13 protein-coding genes and 1 riboswitch are annotated in these 17585 nt (G+C 67.1%); of the genes, 8 read left to right on the top strand and 5 right to left on the bottom strand.

The window, feature by feature from the left end; translation table 11 throughout:
- Nucleotides 1–112: 112 nt before the first annotated feature.
- The 4 genes from GPA25_RS10715 to GPA25_RS10730 all read left to right on the top strand — a co-directional run bounded on the left by GPA25_RS10715 (nt 113) and on the right by GPA25_RS10730 (nt 4172).
- The gene (locus GPA25_RS10715; RefSeq protein WP_169260371.1) at nt 113–775 is read left to right on the top strand and encodes a response regulator; all 663 of its coding nucleotides are present in this window, start codon (nt 113–115) and stop codon (nt 773–775) included.
- Nucleotides 772–2115, top strand: a complete 1344-nt coding sequence (locus GPA25_RS10720) for an ATP-binding protein (RefSeq protein ID WP_169260372.1) — start codon at nt 772–774, stop codon at nt 2113–2115. The genes GPA25_RS10715 and GPA25_RS10720 overlap by 4 nt, the downstream gene beginning before the upstream one ends.
- A 77-nt stretch (nt 2116–2192) precedes the next feature.
- Nucleotides 2193–3674 (top strand): DegQ family serine endoprotease, encoded by a 1482-nt coding sequence (locus tag GPA25_RS10725; RefSeq protein WP_169260373.1) that lies wholly within the window; start codon nt 2193–2195, stop codon nt 3672–3674.
- Nucleotides 3675–3731: 57 nt separating this feature from the next.
- Nucleotides 3732–4172 (top strand): hypothetical protein, encoded by a 441-nt coding sequence (locus GPA25_RS10730; RefSeq protein ID WP_169260374.1) that lies wholly within the window; start codon nt 3732–3734, stop codon nt 4170–4172.
- Nucleotides 4173–4325: 153 nt separating this feature from the next.
- Here GPA25_RS10730 and GPA25_RS10735 read toward each other — a convergent pair whose 3' ends face one another.
- Nucleotides 4326–5234: a S1 family peptidase gene (locus tag GPA25_RS10735; RefSeq protein WP_246265604.1), complete on the bottom strand. Its 909-nt coding sequence runs from the start codon at nt 5232–5234 to the stop codon at nt 4326–4328.
- A 98-nt stretch (nt 5235–5332) separates the two neighbouring features.
- On the opposite strand from GPA25_RS10735, the gene GPA25_RS10740 reads away from it, so the two are divergent.
- Nucleotides 5333–6388, top strand: a complete 1056-nt coding sequence (locus GPA25_RS10740; protein WP_169260375.1) for an RNA methyltransferase — start codon at nt 5333–5335, stop codon at nt 6386–6388.
- A 27-nt stretch (nt 6389–6415) separates the two neighbouring features.
- On the opposite strand, the gene GPA25_RS10745 is transcribed toward GPA25_RS10740, so the two are convergent.
- Nucleotides 6416–7576 carry an NnrS family protein gene (locus tag GPA25_RS10745; protein ID WP_169260376.1) on the bottom strand — a complete coding sequence of 387 codons (1161 nt, stop codon included), beginning with the start codon at nt 7574–7576 and terminating at the stop codon, nt 6416–6418.
- A 197-nt stretch (nt 7577–7773) separates the two neighbouring features.
- Here GPA25_RS10745 and GPA25_RS10750 point away from each other — a divergent pair, with 197 nt between their 5' ends.
- The 3 genes from GPA25_RS10750 (at nt 7774) to miaA (ending at nt 12547) form a co-directional block, all read left to right on the top strand.
- The gene (locus GPA25_RS10750) at nt 7774–9003 is read left to right on the top strand and encodes an MFS transporter (RefSeq protein ID WP_169260377.1); all 1230 of its coding nucleotides are present in this window, start codon (nt 7774–7776) and stop codon (nt 9001–9003) included.
- A gap of 149 nt (nt 9004–9152) precedes the next feature.
- Nucleotides 9153–9239: riboswitch (cyclic di-GMP riboswitch) on the top strand.
- Between the two features lie 56 nt (nt 9240–9295).
- On the top strand, nt 9296–11473 hold the full coding sequence (locus GPA25_RS10755) for a S8 family peptidase (RefSeq protein WP_169260378.1): 2178 nt from the start codon (nt 9296–9298) through the stop codon (nt 11471–11473).
- 120 nt (nt 11474–11593) lie between these two features.
- Nucleotides 11594–12547, top strand: coding sequence for a tRNA (adenosine(37)-N6)-dimethylallyltransferase MiaA (miaA, locus tag GPA25_RS10760; RefSeq protein WP_169260379.1), 954 nt, complete (start codon nt 11594–11596; stop codon nt 12545–12547).
- Here miaA and GPA25_RS10765 read toward each other — a convergent pair.
- From GPA25_RS10765 to GPA25_RS10775, 3 genes are all read right to left on the bottom strand, one after another.
- On the bottom strand, nt 12542–13870 hold the full coding sequence (locus GPA25_RS10765) for a hypothetical protein (RefSeq protein WP_169260380.1): 1329 nt from the start codon (nt 13868–13870) through the stop codon (nt 12542–12544). The two genes, miaA and GPA25_RS10765, sit on opposite strands and share 6 nt — an antisense overlap.
- Nucleotides 13871–13984: 114 nt before the next feature.
- A complete protein-coding gene (locus GPA25_RS10770; RefSeq protein WP_169260381.1) occupies nt 13985–14476 on the bottom strand; it encodes a hypothetical protein in 492 nt (163 codons plus the stop codon).
- A gap of 30 nt (nt 14477–14506) precedes the next feature.
- Nucleotides 14507–17581, bottom strand: a complete 3075-nt coding sequence (locus GPA25_RS10775) for an efflux RND transporter permease subunit (RefSeq protein ID WP_169260382.1) — start codon at nt 17579–17581, stop codon at nt 14507–14509.
- Nucleotides 17582–17585: the final 4 nt, after the last annotated feature.

The raw sequence follows: 17585 nt of genomic DNA on the forward strand, positions 1-17585 counted from the left end.
TACTCAATCGTATTCCAGAGCGATTAACGGCAGCGTATCCGAAGCCCGCGATGGGCGCTGGAGTGATGGATTAGAATCAGGTCCCCGGGTTCCTCGCCCCCCTTTCGCCACGATGAGACTCCTGCTAATCGAAGACGACCCGATGATCGGCGCCGGCGTGCAGCAGGCACTGCGCCAGGACGGCTACGCGGTGGACTGGGTGCGCGACGGCATCGCCGCCGAACTCGCCGTTCGCGACAATCCCTATGAGTTGCTGCTGCTCGACCTGGGCCTGCCGCGCCGCGACGGCATCGAATTGCTGCAACGCCTGCGCGCCGCTGGCAACACGCTGCCGGTGCTGGTGATGACCGCCCGCGACGCCGTCGCCGATCGCATCCGCGGGCTGGACGCCGGCGCGGACGACTATCTCGTCAAGCCTTTCGACCTCGACGAACTCGGCGCCCGCGTGCGTGCGCTGTTGCGCCGCCAGCGCGGCCAGGCCAGACCGGTGATCACGCTCGGCGCGCTGCAGCTCGACCCGGCAAGTCATGCAGTGACGCTGGACGGCGAACCGGTGCGCCTGTCGGTGCGCGAATTCGCGCTGCTGAGCGCCTTGCTCGAACAACCCGGCAAACCCCTGTCGCGCGCACAACTCGAAGAGCGCATCTACGGCTGGGGCGAAGAAGTGGAAAGCAACACGGTCGAGGTGCATATCCATTCGCTGCGCCGCAAACTGGGTGCCGACTGGATCCGCAACCTGCGCGGCGTCGGCTACTACGTGCCGGGCCAGACATGAGATCGCTGCGCCGCACACTGCTGCTATCGCTGCTGGGCGCGCTCGTCCTCGTGTTCGCGATCGGCGGGCTGGCGACCTACCGCACGGCGCGCAGCGAGATCGATGCGCTGATGGACTACCAGTTGCGCCAGTTCGCACTGTCGCTGCGCGACCAGCAGTTCGGCCAGCCGAGCACCCCGCCGCTTGCCCCGCCCGAGGAATCGCTGGATTTCGTCATCCAGATCTGGGACGACAGCGGCGTGCGGCTCTACCTGTCGCATCCGCACAGCGCGCTGCCCTCGCTCGCGCAGTTTGGCTACAACACGGTCAGGACCACCGAAGGCGAGTGGCGCGTATTCTCGATTCCACTGCTCGACCATGTGATCCAGATCGCGCAGCCGATGGCGGTGCGCAGCCGCATGGCGGCCAATGCCGCACTACATACGCTGATGCCGCTGCTGGTGCTGGTGCCGCTGCTCGGTGCGCTCGTCTGGTATCTGGTCGGGCGCGGGCTGCGGCCGCTCGAGCGCCTCGCCCGCGAGGTCGCCACCCGTCGCGCCGATTCGCTCGACGCGCTGCCGACCACCGACGTCCCGGAGGAAGCACAGCCGCTGGTGCGGGCGCTGAACCGGCTACTCGAGCGACTCGACCATGCGCTGAGCGCGCAGCGGGCCTTTGTCGCCGACGCCGCGCACGAACTGCGCACGCCGCTCGCGGCGCTGCAGATCCAGCTGCAGTTGAGCGAACGCGCCGACGACGAAACTGCCCGCCGCGCCGCGCTGGCGGAACTGCGGACCGGCCTGCAGCGCGCCACGCACCTGGTGCAGCAATTGCTGACACTCGCGCGCCAGGAACCGGGCGCGGCCACGAATGCGCCACGCAGCCGCATCGCACTTGCCGACGTCGCCCGCCAGAGTCTCGCCGACCACACCCCGCTTGCCGACGCCCGCCACATCGACCTCGGCGCCGACACGCTCGACGACACCGCCGTCGTCAGCGGTGACGCCGCCGCACTGCGCACGCTGGTCGGCAACCTGATCGACAACGCGATCCGCTACACGCCGGAAGGCGGTCGTGTCGATGTCGGGGTCTCCGTCAGCGACGCCGGCACCGCGGCGGCGACCTGCTGGCTGCGCGTCAGCGACAGCGGCCCGGGCATCCCGCCGGATGAACGCGAACGCGTGCTCGACCGCTTCTACCGCCGCGCCGGGCAAGAGCAGTCCGGCAGCGGGCTGGGACTCGCCATCGTGCACAGCATTGCCGACCGTCACGGTGCGCGCCTGGTGCTCGACAGCTCGCCGCATGGCGGCCTGCGCGTCGCCGTCGGTTTTCCGCCTGCGGAGCCTGTGCCGGAGTCTTAAGTTTGCGTTAAGTCGGGCCTCGCTAGATTGCAACTGTCGCGGGTACTGCATGCCCGTTCCAGTCACAGGAGCCCGACATGAAATCCCAGGCCATCAAGCTCTCCGCGATCGCCGCGGCGGTTGCGGCGATCTTTTTCGGCGGCTATGAAGCCGCCCGCTCCATCCAGTCCGCCCAGGCGGAAGCCGCGCCGTCAGCCACGGCCGCCGCGCTCGCCACGCCCAGCGCTACCCGCCCGGTGGCGACGGTCACGCTGCCGAACTTCAACAGCATCGTCGAGCAATTCGGGCCGGCGGTCGTCAATATCAGTGTCGAAGGCACGGTGAAGACCGCCGCGCGCGGACAATCGCCACTCGGCCAGCTGGACCCGGACGACCCGTTCTCCGAATTCTTCCGCCGCTTCGGCCCGCAGTTCCGGATGCCGCCGGGCGAACAGATCACCCACGGCCAGGGCTCCGGTTTCATCGTCAGCGCCGACGGCATCATCCTGACGAACGCGCACGTCGTCGCCGATGCCAAGCACGTCACGGTGAAGCTCACCGACAAACGCGAGTTCAGCGCCAAGGTCATCGGCTTCGACAAGCCGACCGACGTCGCCGTCCTGCGCATCGACGCGCACGACCTGCCCACGGTGCCCCTGGGCGATCCGGCCGAGACGCGCGTCGGCGACTGGGTACTCGCCATCGGCTCGCCGTTCGGATTCGAGAACAGCGTCACCGCCGGTATCGTTTCGGCGAAATCGCGCTCCCTGCCGGACGAAGGCTACGTGCCCTTCATCCAGACCGACGTCGCGATCAATCCCGGCAATTCCGGCGGCCCGCTGCTCAATCTCAAGGGCGAGGTCGTCGGCATCAACTCGCAGATCTACAGCCGCTCGGGCGGCTACCAGGGCGTGTCGTTCGCGATTCCGATCAACGTCGCCGCCCACGTGAAGGACCAGTTGATCACCCACGGCAAGGTGACGCGCGGCCGCCTCGGCGTGGCCATCCAGGACCTCAATCAGGGGCTCGCGGAGTCCTTCGGGCTCGATACGTCGCGGGGCGCACTCATCAGCCATGTCGAGAACGACAGTCCCGCCGCGAAAGCCGGCCTGGAGGCCGGCGACGTGATCCTGAAGATCGATGGCGAGCCGGTCGCCTCCTCCGCCGAACTGCCGCCCAAGGTGGCGGCAACAAGCCCCGGCAAACCGGTCACGCTCGAGGTGTGGCACAAGGGCAAGGCGCGCAGCGTGACCGTCACCGTCGGCGAGCAGAAGCCCGCCAAGGTCGCGAGCGACGACGACGTGCAGGCCGACCGCGGCCGCCTCGGCGTGGCGGTGCGCCCGCTCACGCAGGAGGAACAGCGGCAGGCCGAAACGGAAGGCGGCCTGCTGGTGCTCGACGCCGGCGGACCGGCCGCGCGTGCCGGCATCCAGCAGGGCGACGTGATCCTCGCGGTGAACGGCAAGCCGGTCAGCGGCGTGGACGAACTGCGCGAGCTGCTCGCCGGGGTCGGCAAACATGTCGCGCTCTTGATTCAACGCGAGGACGCCCACATCTTTGTACCGATCGAACTCAGCTGACCCACCAACCACGCAAGCACCGGCCGCCCCCATGCGGCCACCACCACGGAGACATGCATGAAAAACAGACAGCGGATTTCCCGACGTGTGCTGCGGCACTTCCTCCAACTCGCCGCGGCCAGCTTCGCGATCGGCGCGAACGTCGCGCCGGCCAGCGCCGACGGCAGGGAGTCGCGCCCTCCGGCCGGACAGTTCGAAACCAGCTCGCGCACGGATGAGTCAGGCGAAGACGCCGGACGCAGTGCGTACCAGCATGCGTTCCCGCTACCTGCCTCGGCTGCCCCGTTGCCCCATCCGGCGGCACGGGCGCGCATCCGCGTGCTCGACGCCAGCGGCCGCAATCTCGTACAACTGACGCTGCACGGCCCCGGCATGGTCGGCCCCTTCACCCACGGCGCCTATACCGTGCTCATCAAGGCCGACGGCCTGACGGAGGTGCACCGCATCCGCATCGGCCCCGACACGCTGCCCTATCTGCACTTCACCGAGTCTGTCTGAAGGCCGCAGCGGCATCTTCTCAACGATCAGCGCCGCTGGCGGAGACGCCCGAAATGCCGGCCACAGGGCCGGCATTTCATTTGCCCAGGCATCCTGGCCCGCAGCGTTCCGGTCGGAAACAAGCCGGCCTCGATGCCGACAATCAGCCGGGGCTTACCGCCCCGTCAGGATCATCAGGATGTCCGCGTACCAGGCACAGTTCAGCCCCAGCGCCTCGTCCAGAATCAGATCACGCGTCCCGACATCGAGCCGTGCCGAATGAACGCCCAGCAGCATCCACGGCAGATCGCCGAGCGCGTGACCGGGCGCCGTCACGCGCATGACCACTGGCGCTCCGCTCGTCCCCCGATGGGTGCGGGCATCGGTGAGGAAATAGCCTTCCCCCTGAAAGCGCAAACCGAAGGACGACGCGATGATCGCTTGGCGCACCACCGGCATGTGATGCAGCGTGTCGTGAAAACCAAGCGGAAAACCCACCACCAGCAATGACGTGCCGACCTCCAGGTGATCGAACCGGCCCAGCAAGTGCTGCGGCGTGAAGGCCCGGTAGACCGTCGTGGCGGGTAGCGCGGCGCGATTGATTTCGATGACCGCCACGTCGATTTCGCCCGCTGCGTCGACGCCCTGATGCCAGACCGCCTGGCCATCATCGTACAGCGGCATCGAGAAGCCGGTGGACGCGGCAACGTTGTCCGGATCGATGTGCAATTCAATCTCGATGCGGTTCGGAAAATGCTTGCTGGGCTCGTCGAAAATGACATGTCGGCTCGTGACCAGAAACAGCCGCTCATCGCGCGCGAAGAAGAATCCGCTGGCGTTCGTGAGGTGCTGCGTCCCATTGAACGTCGAAACGCGGGCGGCGGTAAGGAGAAGGGGTTCGATCATTTGTCGGCGGCTGTGTTGAGGGACCGTTCCTTTGACATGCAAGTGTCTCGCACGGAGACCGCGAAAGAAGTGGCGGCAAACCCCGGCTGTCGTCGTGCAGCATTGTTTCATCATGCACTTCCGACGCCTTTCGTACCACCATCCGCGCCCGCCTGTCGAGGCCCCGGCATGCTTCATGGCGTCATCGACTTGCGCCCTGAGTCCTGCGCATCCGCGACTTTCGCGCCCGCAGCGTCTATCCGCCCTGCCCCCGCGGTGCTAGCATCCGCCTTCCCATGCGTATCGAACATCTCCGCCAGCGCCTGCGCGCCGCGGGCGCCAAGCCCTGTCATGAACAACTGGTCCTCCGATCGTGGACGCAGGCACGACCGCTCGACAGCGGCCGCGACCGGCCCGAGGACTTTTTCCCCGCGCCGGTCCGCGCCGCCTTGCCCGCCCTGACGGACGAGCTGCACGCGCTCGCGCGGCTGCGCTCCGAACATCCGGGCGAGGACGGCTCCGCGCGCCTGCTGGTCGAGCTCGCCGATGGCCAGACGGTCGAAAGCGTGCTGCTGCCGCGCGACGGACTGTGCGTATCGACGCAGGTCGGCTGCGCGGTCGGTTGCGCCTTCTGCATGACGGGGCGCGACGGCCTGCTGCGCCAGCTCGGCAGCGCCGAGATCGTCGCACAGGTCGTACTCGCGCGTGCGCGGCGCTTTGTGAAGAAAGTGGTGTTCATGGGCATGGGCGAGCCGGCGCACAATATGGACAACGTGCTCGACGCGATCGAGCTGCTCGGCACCGAGGGCGGCATCGGCCACAAGAACCTGGTGTTCTCGACCGTCGGCGACCACCGCGTGTTCGAACGGTTGCCGCTCGGCATCGTCAAGCCCGCACTGGCATTGTCGCTGCACACGACGCGTGCCGATCTGCGCGCCGAATTGCTGCCGCGCGCACCGCGCATCGACCCGGCCGAGCTGGTCGAACTGAGCGAGCAGTACGCGCGCTCGACCGGCTACCCGATCCAGTACCAATGGACGCTGCTTGCCGGCGTCAATGACAGCGACGAGGAAGTCGACGGCATCGCCCGTTTGCTCGCCGGCAAATACGCGGTGATGAACCTCATTCCCTACAATGCCGTCAGCGGACTCGGTTTCACGCGCCCCACCCGGGAACACGCCGAAGCGATGGCGCTCAAGCTGCACCAACACGGCATCCTGACCAAGCTGCGCCAGTCCGCCGGGCAAGACGTCGACGCCGGCTGCGGCCAGTTGCGCGCACGCGCGATCGTACTCAAGTCACCCGCCCGATCGGCGCGCGCCGCCGCCAGCCCGGACCTGCGCCCGAACTGAATTGCCGAGCACAAAGCGGCCTGGCGATCAGTGCTCCTTGCCGTCCACGCGCGGCTGCAACAGGTACGGAATGTAGCGCCAACCGAGGATCGCGAAACACGCGAACCATGCGCCGGCGGCGAGATGGACCCAGGCGGTATAGGCGGCGGGAGCCAGCTGCGGCAACACGATGCGCAGCACGAACGCCGCCAGCATGATCCACAGCACCAGCCGGTCGCCGGCATCGAACATTACCTTGCGCCCGGTGTGACCCTTGGAAATGCGGACCAGCATCGCGGGGATGATCAGGCCCATGACGCCGAAGGTGAACACATGTACCGACACGCTGCCGACCCCTCTGGGCGACTCCATCTGCGCCGCGAACTCCAGTAGCAGCTGGATGACAATCGCCGCATAGCCGAGGTACATCACCGCGAGTTCGAGCCGGCGCATCGCCAGTTGCGGCTTCCACAAGACGAACCGCGCCGCCAGCAGAAAGGCGAGCACCAGCTGGATCGGCGCTACCATGACGGCTGGCAGCAGGCCGGCAAACACCAGCATCAGCGCCAGCAGCTTGATCGGATTGTCGAGCAGCGGATGGCGCAGGATCTCGGCCTGAAAGGCGCCTTTCATGAACTGGGTCAGGGTGCGTTCGAGCATCACCAGAAACGCGATGCGAAATAGCCCCACGGCCATCGCCACACCGGTCTGGAAATGACCGTCGCTGAGCATCAGCACTTTGGCGACGAGAAAAGCCGGCAGGATGAACAGGAAGAAGTAGTTGTCGCTGAAGCTGTCCTGCCGGTGATAACGCAGCAGTGTCCACAGCAGCATGGTCACGATCGAGCCAAGAAACACGGCGTTCGAAAACCAGAACAAGACCGGCGGCCAGCTACCGCCGAAACCCATGCCAACGCGCTCGAACAGCCACGCGGCGACCAGCCACATCAAGGCCACGCCGTGATAACCGCGGATCTGCACCCAGTTCTTCGTAGCCGTGAGCAGGAACCCCCCCAGCACGGCCCAGCCGAATCCGAAGAACATTTCGTGCGCGTGCCATTGCACCGGCGAAAACGCCGCCGCCGGCGCGCGCAACGCGCCACTGAACATCAGCGCCCAGAGGATCGGCAGGCTCAGGCCGGACAGGCAGGCGAGGCTGAAAAACGGACGGAATCCGACAAGCCAGAGTGGATGGGAGAGCAGTTTCATTACCGTTCGCGAGGGCTGGTTTGCAGTGCGGCACCGTTCGGACCGCCGACGGAGACAAATGCTAGGGCGCCGTCCGCGTCACGACCTTGATCTGGAACAGTCCGGATCGATCATCGCGTTGCAGAGCCCGCGCCGGGTTCATGACAGAATGATGGCCGGCCGACACTCGGGCACACGCCAACACCCGGACCTGGAACATGAACACCACCTCCCCTGGACCGAAGCCGCCCCCCGCCACCGCGACACGGCTCCCCGCAGCGATCTGGATGCTGGGTTTCGTCAGCCTGCTGATGGACGTGTCCTCGGAGATGATCCACAGCCTGCTGCCGGTATTCCTCGTCACCTCGCTCGGCGCCGGCGCGCTTGCCGTCGGACTGATCGAAGGCGCCGCGGAAGCGACGGCGCTGATCGTCAAGGTATTTTCCGGTGCCTTGTCGGATTACTGGGGCAAACGCAAGCCGCTGGCGGTGCTCGGTTACGGCCTCGGTGCGCTCTCGAAGCCGCTCTTCGCGCTGGCGACCAGCTCCGGCATGGTGCTCACGGCACGGCTCATCGACCGCATCGGCAAGGGCATCCGCGGTGCGCCCCGCGATGCGCTGATCGCCGACATCGCCCCGCCGCAGGCGCGCGGTGCGGCCTTCGGCCTGCGCCAGTCGCTCGACACCGTCGGCGCCTTCCTCGGCCCGCTGCTCGCCATCGGGCTGATGCTGCTGTGGGCGAACGATTTCCGCGCGGTATTCTGGGTCGCGATCATTCCCGGCCTCCTGTCGGTCGCGCTGCTGCTCTTCGGCGTGCGCGAACCGGAACGGGCGCCGGCAACGCCGGTACTCAATCCCATCCGCCGCGACAGCCTGCGCCTGCTGCCGCGTGCGTACTGGCGGGTCGTCGGGGTCGGCGCGATGTTCGCGCTGGCGCGCTTTTCCGAGGCCTTCCTGGTACTGCGCGCGCTCGACGGCGGCCTGCCCGTCGCCTACACGCCGCTGGTGCTGATCGGCATGAACGTCGTCTACGCGCTGACGGCCTACCCCTTCGGCCGCCTCGCCGACGGCATGAGCCACGCCCGCCTGCTGGCGCTTGGACTGGTGATCCTGATCGCCGCCGACCTCGCGCTGGCGTACAGCAGCGACTGGCCGTGGCTTGCCGCCGGCATCGCGTTGTGGGGTCTGCACATGGGCATCACCCAAGGCCTGCTGGCGACGATGATCGCCGACACCGCCCCCGCCGCGCTGCGCGGAACGGCCTACGGCTTCTTCAATCTGGTCAGCGGCATCGCGCTGCTGATCGCCAGCGCCCTCGCAGGACTGCTGTGGGAACGCTTCGGCGCGTCGTGGGCTTTTTTTGCGGGGGCGGCATTCGGCGCCGCGACGCTGGCGACCCTCGGCCAGCTGTCGCGAAGTTCCCGCTTGCCCCTTCGCCCGGATTCCTGAGTCCAAAAAGTAACAAAGGCCCCGCTCAGGCGGGGTACTGATACGACGTTGATCCGCATCAATCCCGATCGCCCGGCACGGGACTAAAGTCGGCTCCGATTCCGCCGTTAACGGTGGGGTCCGCACAATCCACCGTGCGAGACAACATTGCGCGTCAAGGGCACACCCGACGAAAGTCGGGGCCGCAAATCCTCCGGGCTAAACCTGTCGTCAGGCATGCTAGCGGGGTTGCCGTACCAGTAGTCTGTATCGTGCTCTTGGCGTTTTGCTGCAGGACCAGGAGACGCGCAAAATGAAATTTCGACTTGCAATCATCGCCGCCGCGATCACGGTGGCCTTCCCCCCTCTTGCGCATGGCCAGGACACTGACCTGCTCGGCGCCCCGCTCACTTCCCTCGAGAAGTCATACAACCGCGTCCAGAAGCAGGTGAAGGCCGACCTTGCTCACGCGCGTGGCTACACCGGCTTTGGCGCGGTCGTCGCGGTACTCGACACCGGCGTGATGGGCACCCATCTCGAACTGAAAACGCAGCTGGCCAGCACGCAGATGTTCGATTCGTCGATCGGCCGCTATGTCACCCCGACCGACCTGAATGGCCACGGCACCCATGTCGCCGGCATCGTCGCCGGATCGACCGGCACCGGCTACAGTTACGGCATCGCACCGGACGCGAAAATTCTGCCGATCAAGGTCTTCTCAAGCTCGACCTGGCTCGCGAGTAGCACCGCACTCGCCTCCGGCCTGCGATTGGCGGCAGGAAACAGCAGCGTGTCGGTGATCAACATGAGTCTGGGCGGCAGCACCAAGCTCGGCCTGACGTTCGAGGACGCACTGCGGGCCACCATCGCTGCCGACAAACTGGTCGTGGTCGCGGCCGGCAACAGCGGCGGCGCAGCACCGCAGTGGCCGGCCCGCTACGCCAAGGAAACCTGGGCCAAGGGCCAGATCATCGCCGTGGGCGCCGTCGACGCGAACAACAGGATCGCCAGTTTCTCCAACCGTGCCGGCGACACTGCCAACTGGTTCATGGTTGCGCCCGGCACCAGCGTGCTGTCGTCCTACAAGACGGGCGGCTATGTGTATATGAGCGGCACCTCGATGGCCGCACCGGTGGTTGCCGGTGCCGCGGCCGTGATCGAAGGGGCCTGGCCGCAGCTCAAGGCCGGGCAAGTGGCCTCGATCCTGTTCCAGACCGCCACCGATCTTGGCGCCGCCGGCGTCGACACGATCTATGGCTGGGGCTTGCTCAACGTCGACCGCGCGATGCAGCCGATCGGCACCCTGAGCGTGCCGCTGTCGGGCACGACAACGGTCAGCGGCACGACTGCCTCCGTGAGCACCTCGGTTGCCTCGTGGAGCGGCTTGCGCGCCGCAGGAAACAACGGCCAGTTCCGCGGCATTACGGTCGACGACTTCAATCGTGACTTCAAGACGGACTTCAGCGCCGGCATCCGTGCACCGGCACGTGAACGCATTGCCGACACGCTGGCCTCCGCCGGGCGCTCGCTGCAGGTGACGGAACAATTGCTCAGTGACGGCTCGCGCTTCCTCACCGCGGTCGAAGATCAGCGCCCGGCCGGCCTCTTTGCCACCGCCGGCACGCACCGGACACTGCTCGCCAGCAGCGCAGTGTTCAAACTCGCCGGCGATCGTGAGCTGGCGCTGGCGACGGGCGGCCTCGCCGGTAGCTACTTCGGCCTCGCCGACTCCGACCCGAGCCTGGCCAATCCGTATTTCGGCCTCACCCAGTCGGCCGCACAAATGGCCTTCGGCTTCAGCCGTGGCGGGCTGAAAATCAAGGCCGGCGTGCTCAACGGAGCGCTCAATGCGGCGATGGCGAGGCAGCATGCTTACGCCGATGTCAGCGGCGGCCGCGCAGCCATCGGCGAACTGAACTACGCGCTCGGCCGTGACGCGATGGTCGGCCTGCAGCTGGCTGAAGTCGCCGAGGGAGATTCCTACCTGGGCGCCGTGACCGGCCAGGCGATGGCCCTCGACCAGGCACGCACCCGCACCGTGACCGCCCACGCCACCTATCGCCTCACCGAGGACGCGGTTCTGGCCGCGCAGTACTCGGTCGGCCGAACCGCAGATTCGCGCGGCACCGGGCTGTTGGCCTCGACGCAGGGCGTGCATTCCGATACGTTCCTGATCGGACTGGTCGGGCACAAGGCCTTCACCCGCGACGATCGTCTCGCCGTCACGCTTTCCAGCCCCTTGCGCATCGCGAGCGGTACGATGCAGCTCAGGATGCCGGTGGCGATTACCGAAGCGGGCGACCCGGTGTTCGAATCGCGTCGCGTATCGCTCGCCGCCACGAGCCGTGAGATGAAGCTTGGCGTGGATTACGCGATGCCGCTGTCGCGGGCGTCGAGCCTCTCGTACATCGTCGCGCTACGCCACAACGCCAACCACGTGGAGGGAGAACGCGAGGCGCAGACGGGCCTGGTATTCCGCAGCACCTTCTAGGGGTGAATGACGGGCCGCTGCGTTTTCGCGCAGCGGCCCGGGCATCGCGCAAAGTCTCAAGCCAGCGGGACTTCATCGGTACAATCCCGCCTCGCTTCCAGATTCCGGCGCCGTTCCCCGATGCTCCCCCCCGCCCTCCTCCTGCTCGGCCCCACGGCCAGCGGCAAGACCGCCTCCGCGCTGGCACTCGCGCGCGTGCTGCCGATCGAGATCATCAGCGTCGATTCGGCGCTGGTGTATCGCGACATGGATATCGGCACCGCCAAGCCCACCGCCGAGGAGCAGGCGGCGTGCCCGCATCACCTGATCGACCTCATCACGCCGGAAGAAAGCTATTCCGCGGCGAGCTTCCGCATCGATGCACTGCAGCTGATGGACGAGATCACCGCACGCGGGCGCATTCCGCTGCTCGCCGGCGGCACGATGCTGTATTTCAAGGCGCTGCGCGACGGGCTCTCCGATCTGCCGACCGCCGACGCCGGGCTGCGCCAGCAGATCGATGACGACGCCGCGCGACTCGGCTGGCCGGCGCTGCACGCCGAACTCGCACACCTCGACCCGGACGCCGCCGCACGCCTCGAACCCGGTGACGCGCAGCGCATCCAGCGCGCACTCGAAATCGTCCGTCTCACCGGCCGCCCGCTGGCGCATAGCTATGCCCGCCGCGCCATGGCGCCGCCGCCCTTCCGCCTGTTGCCGATGGCGCTGGCACCGTCCGACCGCGCAGTGCTGCATGCGCGCATCGAACAACGCTTCGACCAGATGCTCGCGGCCGGGCTGATCGACGAAGTGCGCAGTCTGCGCGCGCGCTACACGCTCGACCTGACCATGCCATCGATGCGTTGCGTTGGCTACCGGCAAGCCTGGGAATACCTCGACGGCGTCGACGACTACGACACGATGCGCTTCAAAGGCATTGCGGCGACCCGCCAGCTCGCCAAGCGCCAGCTCACCTGGCAGCGCCAGTTTCGCGAAACCTGGCCGGAACTGGTGGAACTGGACTGTCTGCGCTCTGACCTTCCCGACGCAGTCGCCACCACTGCGCGCCGTCTGCTCGCCGGCGACGCCTCATAGCAGCCCGCGCCAGGCTCCCAGCACGAACAGCCACACCACCGCGAGCGCATAGCCCGTGAGGCAGTAACGCAGGTTCGCGCGCGCAAGCCCCACTGCCGACAGCCCGAAGCGCCCCTGCAGCGACAGATGCACACCCGCCATCGGGTTGAGCGCCAGGCCGATGCCCCAGGCCATCAGGAAGATCATCGCCAACAGCACGGGATCCGGCGCCAGCGGCAGCAGCCACGCCGACGCGATGACGATCGTCACGACGGTATGCACCCCGATCGCCGCGGCCGCAATCATCACCCCCAGCACCAGCGATGCCTGCACGGGACCGAAATGCGCGAACGGCATCCAGCCGGAATCGGCCTGCATCAGCGCCTGCAAACCGGTCGCGAACACCCCGGCCGCGAGGAACAGCATCAGCTCGCCGGACATCGCCGGCAGACGGCGCAGCGCATGCGCAGCGATGCGCTCCATGCCGTCGAGCGGCCCGCTCGCGACCATCACGGCGAGCGTGCTCAGCGTCAGCGCGGCCCCGCTAATGATCGCGAGCGACGACCAACCCGGCAGGCCGTACAGCCCCGCCGACACCATCGCGGTCAAGACCAGGGGCAGCCACAGGGAGGACGGACGCATCGGAAAGCCGACGAAACCCGATGCCTCGTCATCCCCCGCCGGCGGCGGCATACGCCCCGCCACCCACAGCAGGATCACCGCCAGCGGCGCCCCGGCGAGCGCCACGTCGGCGAGCCGCGCGCCCGGCGCGTAGGTCAGCGCCACCGCCATCGCGGCAAAGAATGGTGACCACAGCGCGGCGGCGAGAAAGCCGCGCGCCAGCACCGCCGCCTGGCGCGGACTCAGGCGCCCGCCCTGCGCAATGCGCTCGGCAACGATGAACACCACCGACATGTTGATCACCGCACCGAGGACATGCACGCTCGCCAGCGTCTGCCACAGGGCGCGCGGCCCGCGCGGCAGCTCCCCCGCGCCGTCCTTCCCGAGCCCGACCAGCTGCAGGAAGCTCACCGCCGCAAGCATCCCGAGCAGCGCCGTATTCTGCGTCAGCAATCCACCCCACGCCGGCGCGCTGCCGCGCCACACGGCCAGCACCAGCGCCAGCGCACCAAGCCCGCACAGCATCAGCGTGAAACGCCGCTGCTTGCGGTCCAGCCGCGGCCACAATGCAAAGCCGGCACCCCACGCCGCGAGCCCCGCCGGCCATGCCGGCAGCCCGGTGCGCGCACCGTGCGCGAGCGACAGCAGCACCAGCGCCGCCATCGACCACGCGGCAAGAACGGAACGGGGACGGGAAAGCGTGTGGGGATGCGTTTCGGACACGGGAGGAACATCCGGCGGCACCGGGACCGGTCCGCCTCTGGGCCATCAGGATTGGAAAATCAGTCGCACGCACCCCGCGCGTTCGGCACGCCGCCGGGTACGCGCAAGTGCAGGTCAGGCCGAAGCGCGGATCGGTGCGACAGCCGGCTGGTTGTTGGTACGCGACGCGTTTTCGAGATACAGCTGAACCGCCTGGCTGTTCGCCGCGCTGGCGGCATCCGGTTCGCGGGCCGGGGCACTCGATGCCTGAGCCGCGTCCGCAGCGGCCTGCTCCACCGCGCGACTGGTGTCACCCGGCTGCGTGGCGCTGCTGGAAACCGGCGCGTCGGCGCGCGCCGCGGACTCCGGTGCGCGTACTGCTTCGGTCTCATCCGGGGCGGTCGGCGCAGCCGCGGCAACAGCTTGTCGGGGCGCATCCGCGCGCCCTGTCGCCTCGGCGGCACGCGCCGCGGCGCTGATGCTGACGCGCACATCGGGCTGTGCAGCGGGGCGCGCCGCGGCATCGCTCACCGCCAGCCCCGCGCTGTCCTGTCCGGTCGTTTGCGGCGGCCGCGCAGACTGAAGCTGCGCGAGATCCACGCCGGGAAGCTTCGACGAAATTTCCATTTTTGTTCTCCCGATGCCACCCGAACCCGGCTACGCCGAAACCACTGCGGTTTCCTCGACGGCCAGCCGGTTGCGTTCGCGCCGCGCCAGCAGAGTATAAACCGTGGGCACCACGAACAACGTGAAGAAGGTCCCCAGCAGCAGGCCGCCGACGATCACCCAGCCGATCTGCTGGCGGCTCTCGGCGCCCGCGCCGGTCGCGAGCGCCAGCGGAATCGAGCCCAGTACCATCGCCCCGGTCGTCATCAGGATCGGCCGCAGCCGCAGCACCGAAGCCTCGATGACCGCGTCACGCAAGGCTTCCCCCCTGTCGCGCAACTGGTTCGCGAACTCGACGATCAGGATGCCATGCTTGGTGATCAGGCCGACCAGCGTGACGAGCCCGATCTGGCTATACACGTTGAGCGTGCCACCGGCAAAATACAGCGCCGCCAGCGCGCCCGTCATTGACAGTGGCACCGACAGCATGATGATGAAAGGATCACGGAAGCTTTCGAACTGCGCCGCCAGCACGAGGTAGATGAAGGCCAGCGCCAGCACGAAGGTCAGCGCGAGACTGGCCGAACTGGTCTTGAACTCGCGCGACTGGCCGTCGTAGTCGATCGCGTAGCCGGGCGGCAGCACGCGCGTGGCGGTTTCCTCAAGGTAAGCCAGTGCCTCGCCCATCGCGAAGTTGGGCGCAAGGTTCGCCGAAATGGTCACCGAACGACGCTGACCGAAGTGATTCAGCTCACGCGGACTCACCGTGTCGCGCACCTTCACGAGATTCGCCAGCGGCACCATCTCGCCGTTTTTGCCGCGCACGAAAATCTCGCGGATGTCGCGTGCGACGGCACGGCTCCCCGCCTCGACCTGTACGATCACGTCGTACTGTTCGGCGTCCTTCTTGTAACGTGTCACCTGCCGCCCGCCAAGCATCGTCTCGAGCGTGCGTCCGATCACATCGACGGGGATACCCAGATCAGCCGCCTTGTCGCGGTCGACATCCACCGCAAGTTCCGGTCTCGTCAATTTCAGGTCGGTATCCGGCGAGACGAAGCCGGGGTGCTTGCGGATCTCGTCGAGAATCAGATCGGTGTTGCGCGCGAGCTCGTCGTACGACTCCGAGGTCGTGACGACCAGGCTGATCGGGCGCGTGCGCGGACTCTGGCCGAAAGACGCCGGCAGCACCGGAAAGGCCTGCAGGCCCGGAATCGCAGCCAGCTTCGGGCGCACTTCGGCGGCTATATCGGAGGCGCTGCGCGTACGATCGTTCCAGTCGCTGAATCCGGCGAACGAGATCCCCTGCGATACCGTCGGATTGCCTGAAATCACCAGATAGCGGTCCACTTCGCCCACCTTCGCGAAGATCGCCTCGACCTGCGACGCATAGCGCCCCATGAAGTCGATCGTCGCGCCTTCCGGGCCGGAGAAGATGGCGACCACCCGGCCGCGATCCTCGACCGGCGCAAGTTCGGTCTTGAGCACCTTCAGCAGCACCACCGAAGTCCCGGCGACGACCACGAACGCCAGCATCACCGCCCAGCGCAACGTCAGCGCGACCGTCAGCGCATGCCGGTAACCAATCGTCAGCCCGCCGAGAAAGTTCTCGACGGCATTGTAGAAACGCCCGTGCTTCTTCTCGTGGCGCAGCAGCTTCGAGCACATCATCGGCGACAGCGTCAGCGCAACGAAGCCGGACACGATCACCGCGCCGGCCAGCGTCAGCGCGAACTCGGTGAACAGCTTGCCGGTACGCCCGGTCATGAACGCCACCGGCGCATACACCGCGGCAAGCGTGATCGTCATCGCCACCACCGCAAACCCGATCTCCTTCGCCCCGCGAAACGCCGCCTGCACGGGCTCCATTCCGTCCTCGACGTGGCGGTAGATGTTCTCCAGCACCACGATCGCGTCGTCGACGACGAGGCCGATCGCCAGCACCAGCGCAAGCAGCGTCAGCGTGTTGATCGAGAAGCCAAACACCAGCATCAGCGCGAACGCGCCGACCAGCGATACCGGAATCGTCACCAGCGGCACCAGCATCGCGCGCCAGTTGCGCAGGAAGAAGAAGCAGATCACCGCCACCAGCAGCACCGCCTCCCAGATCGTCGTGAACACCGATGCGATCGAACGGTCGATGAAGACCGTCGTGTCATTGGCGATGTTCATCGCCATGCCTTCGGGCAGTTCGGCTTCGAGCACCGGCAGCATCTCGACGAGGCCGCGCTTGAGGTCGAGCGGATTCGCGACCGACTGCTTGATCAACCCGAGTGACACCGCCGGCTTGCCCATGAAGCGCACCAGCGTGCGCTCGTTCTGCGCCGCCACCTCGACGCGGCCGACGTCGCGGATGCGCACCGGATAGCTGCCGGGCGTCGCCGGCTGGCGCACGACGATCGACTCGAACTGCTGCGGCTCGTCGAGATCGGTTTGCGCGACCACCGAAAACTCGCGCTCGCGGCTCTCGATGCGACCGGCCGGCAGTTCGACGTTCTGCCGCCGGATCGCGTCTTCGACGTCCTGCGGCGTAAGCTTGAACGCCGCCAGGCGGTCGCGATCGAGCCAGATGCGCATCGAATAGCGGCGCTCGCCGAACAGCCGCGCATCCGCCGCACCGGACAATGTCTGCAGCCGTGGCTTGACGATGCGGCTGGCGAAATCGCTCAGTTCCAGCGACGAATGCCGATCCGACGAAAACGCGATCCAGATGATCGGATTCGCATCGGCCTCGACCTTCGAAATCACCGGCTCCTCGATGTCGTCCGGCAGCCGCCGACGTACCCGTGAAACCCGGTCGCGCACGTCGGCTGCGGCACTGTCCGCGGACCGTTCGATGCGGAAGCGCACCGTGATCTGACTGCGCTCCTGGCGGCTGATCGACTGGATCACGTCGACGCCCTCGATCCCGGCGAGCGAATCCTCGAGCGGCTTCGTCACCTGCGACTCGACGATCTCCGCGCTCGCGCCGGTATAGGTCGTATCGACGGTGACGACCGGCTCGTCGATGTTCGGATACTCGCGCACCGTCAGCCGAGAATACGACATCAGTCCGATCAGCAGCACCAGCAACGACAGCACCGTCGCGAAAACGGGACGCTTGATGCAGATTTCCGAAAGAACCATTGCG

Source organism: Aromatoleum diolicum (assembly GCF_012910955.1).
GTDB classification, from domain to species: domain Bacteria; phylum Pseudomonadota; class Gammaproteobacteria; order Burkholderiales; family Rhodocyclaceae; genus Aromatoleum; species Aromatoleum diolicum.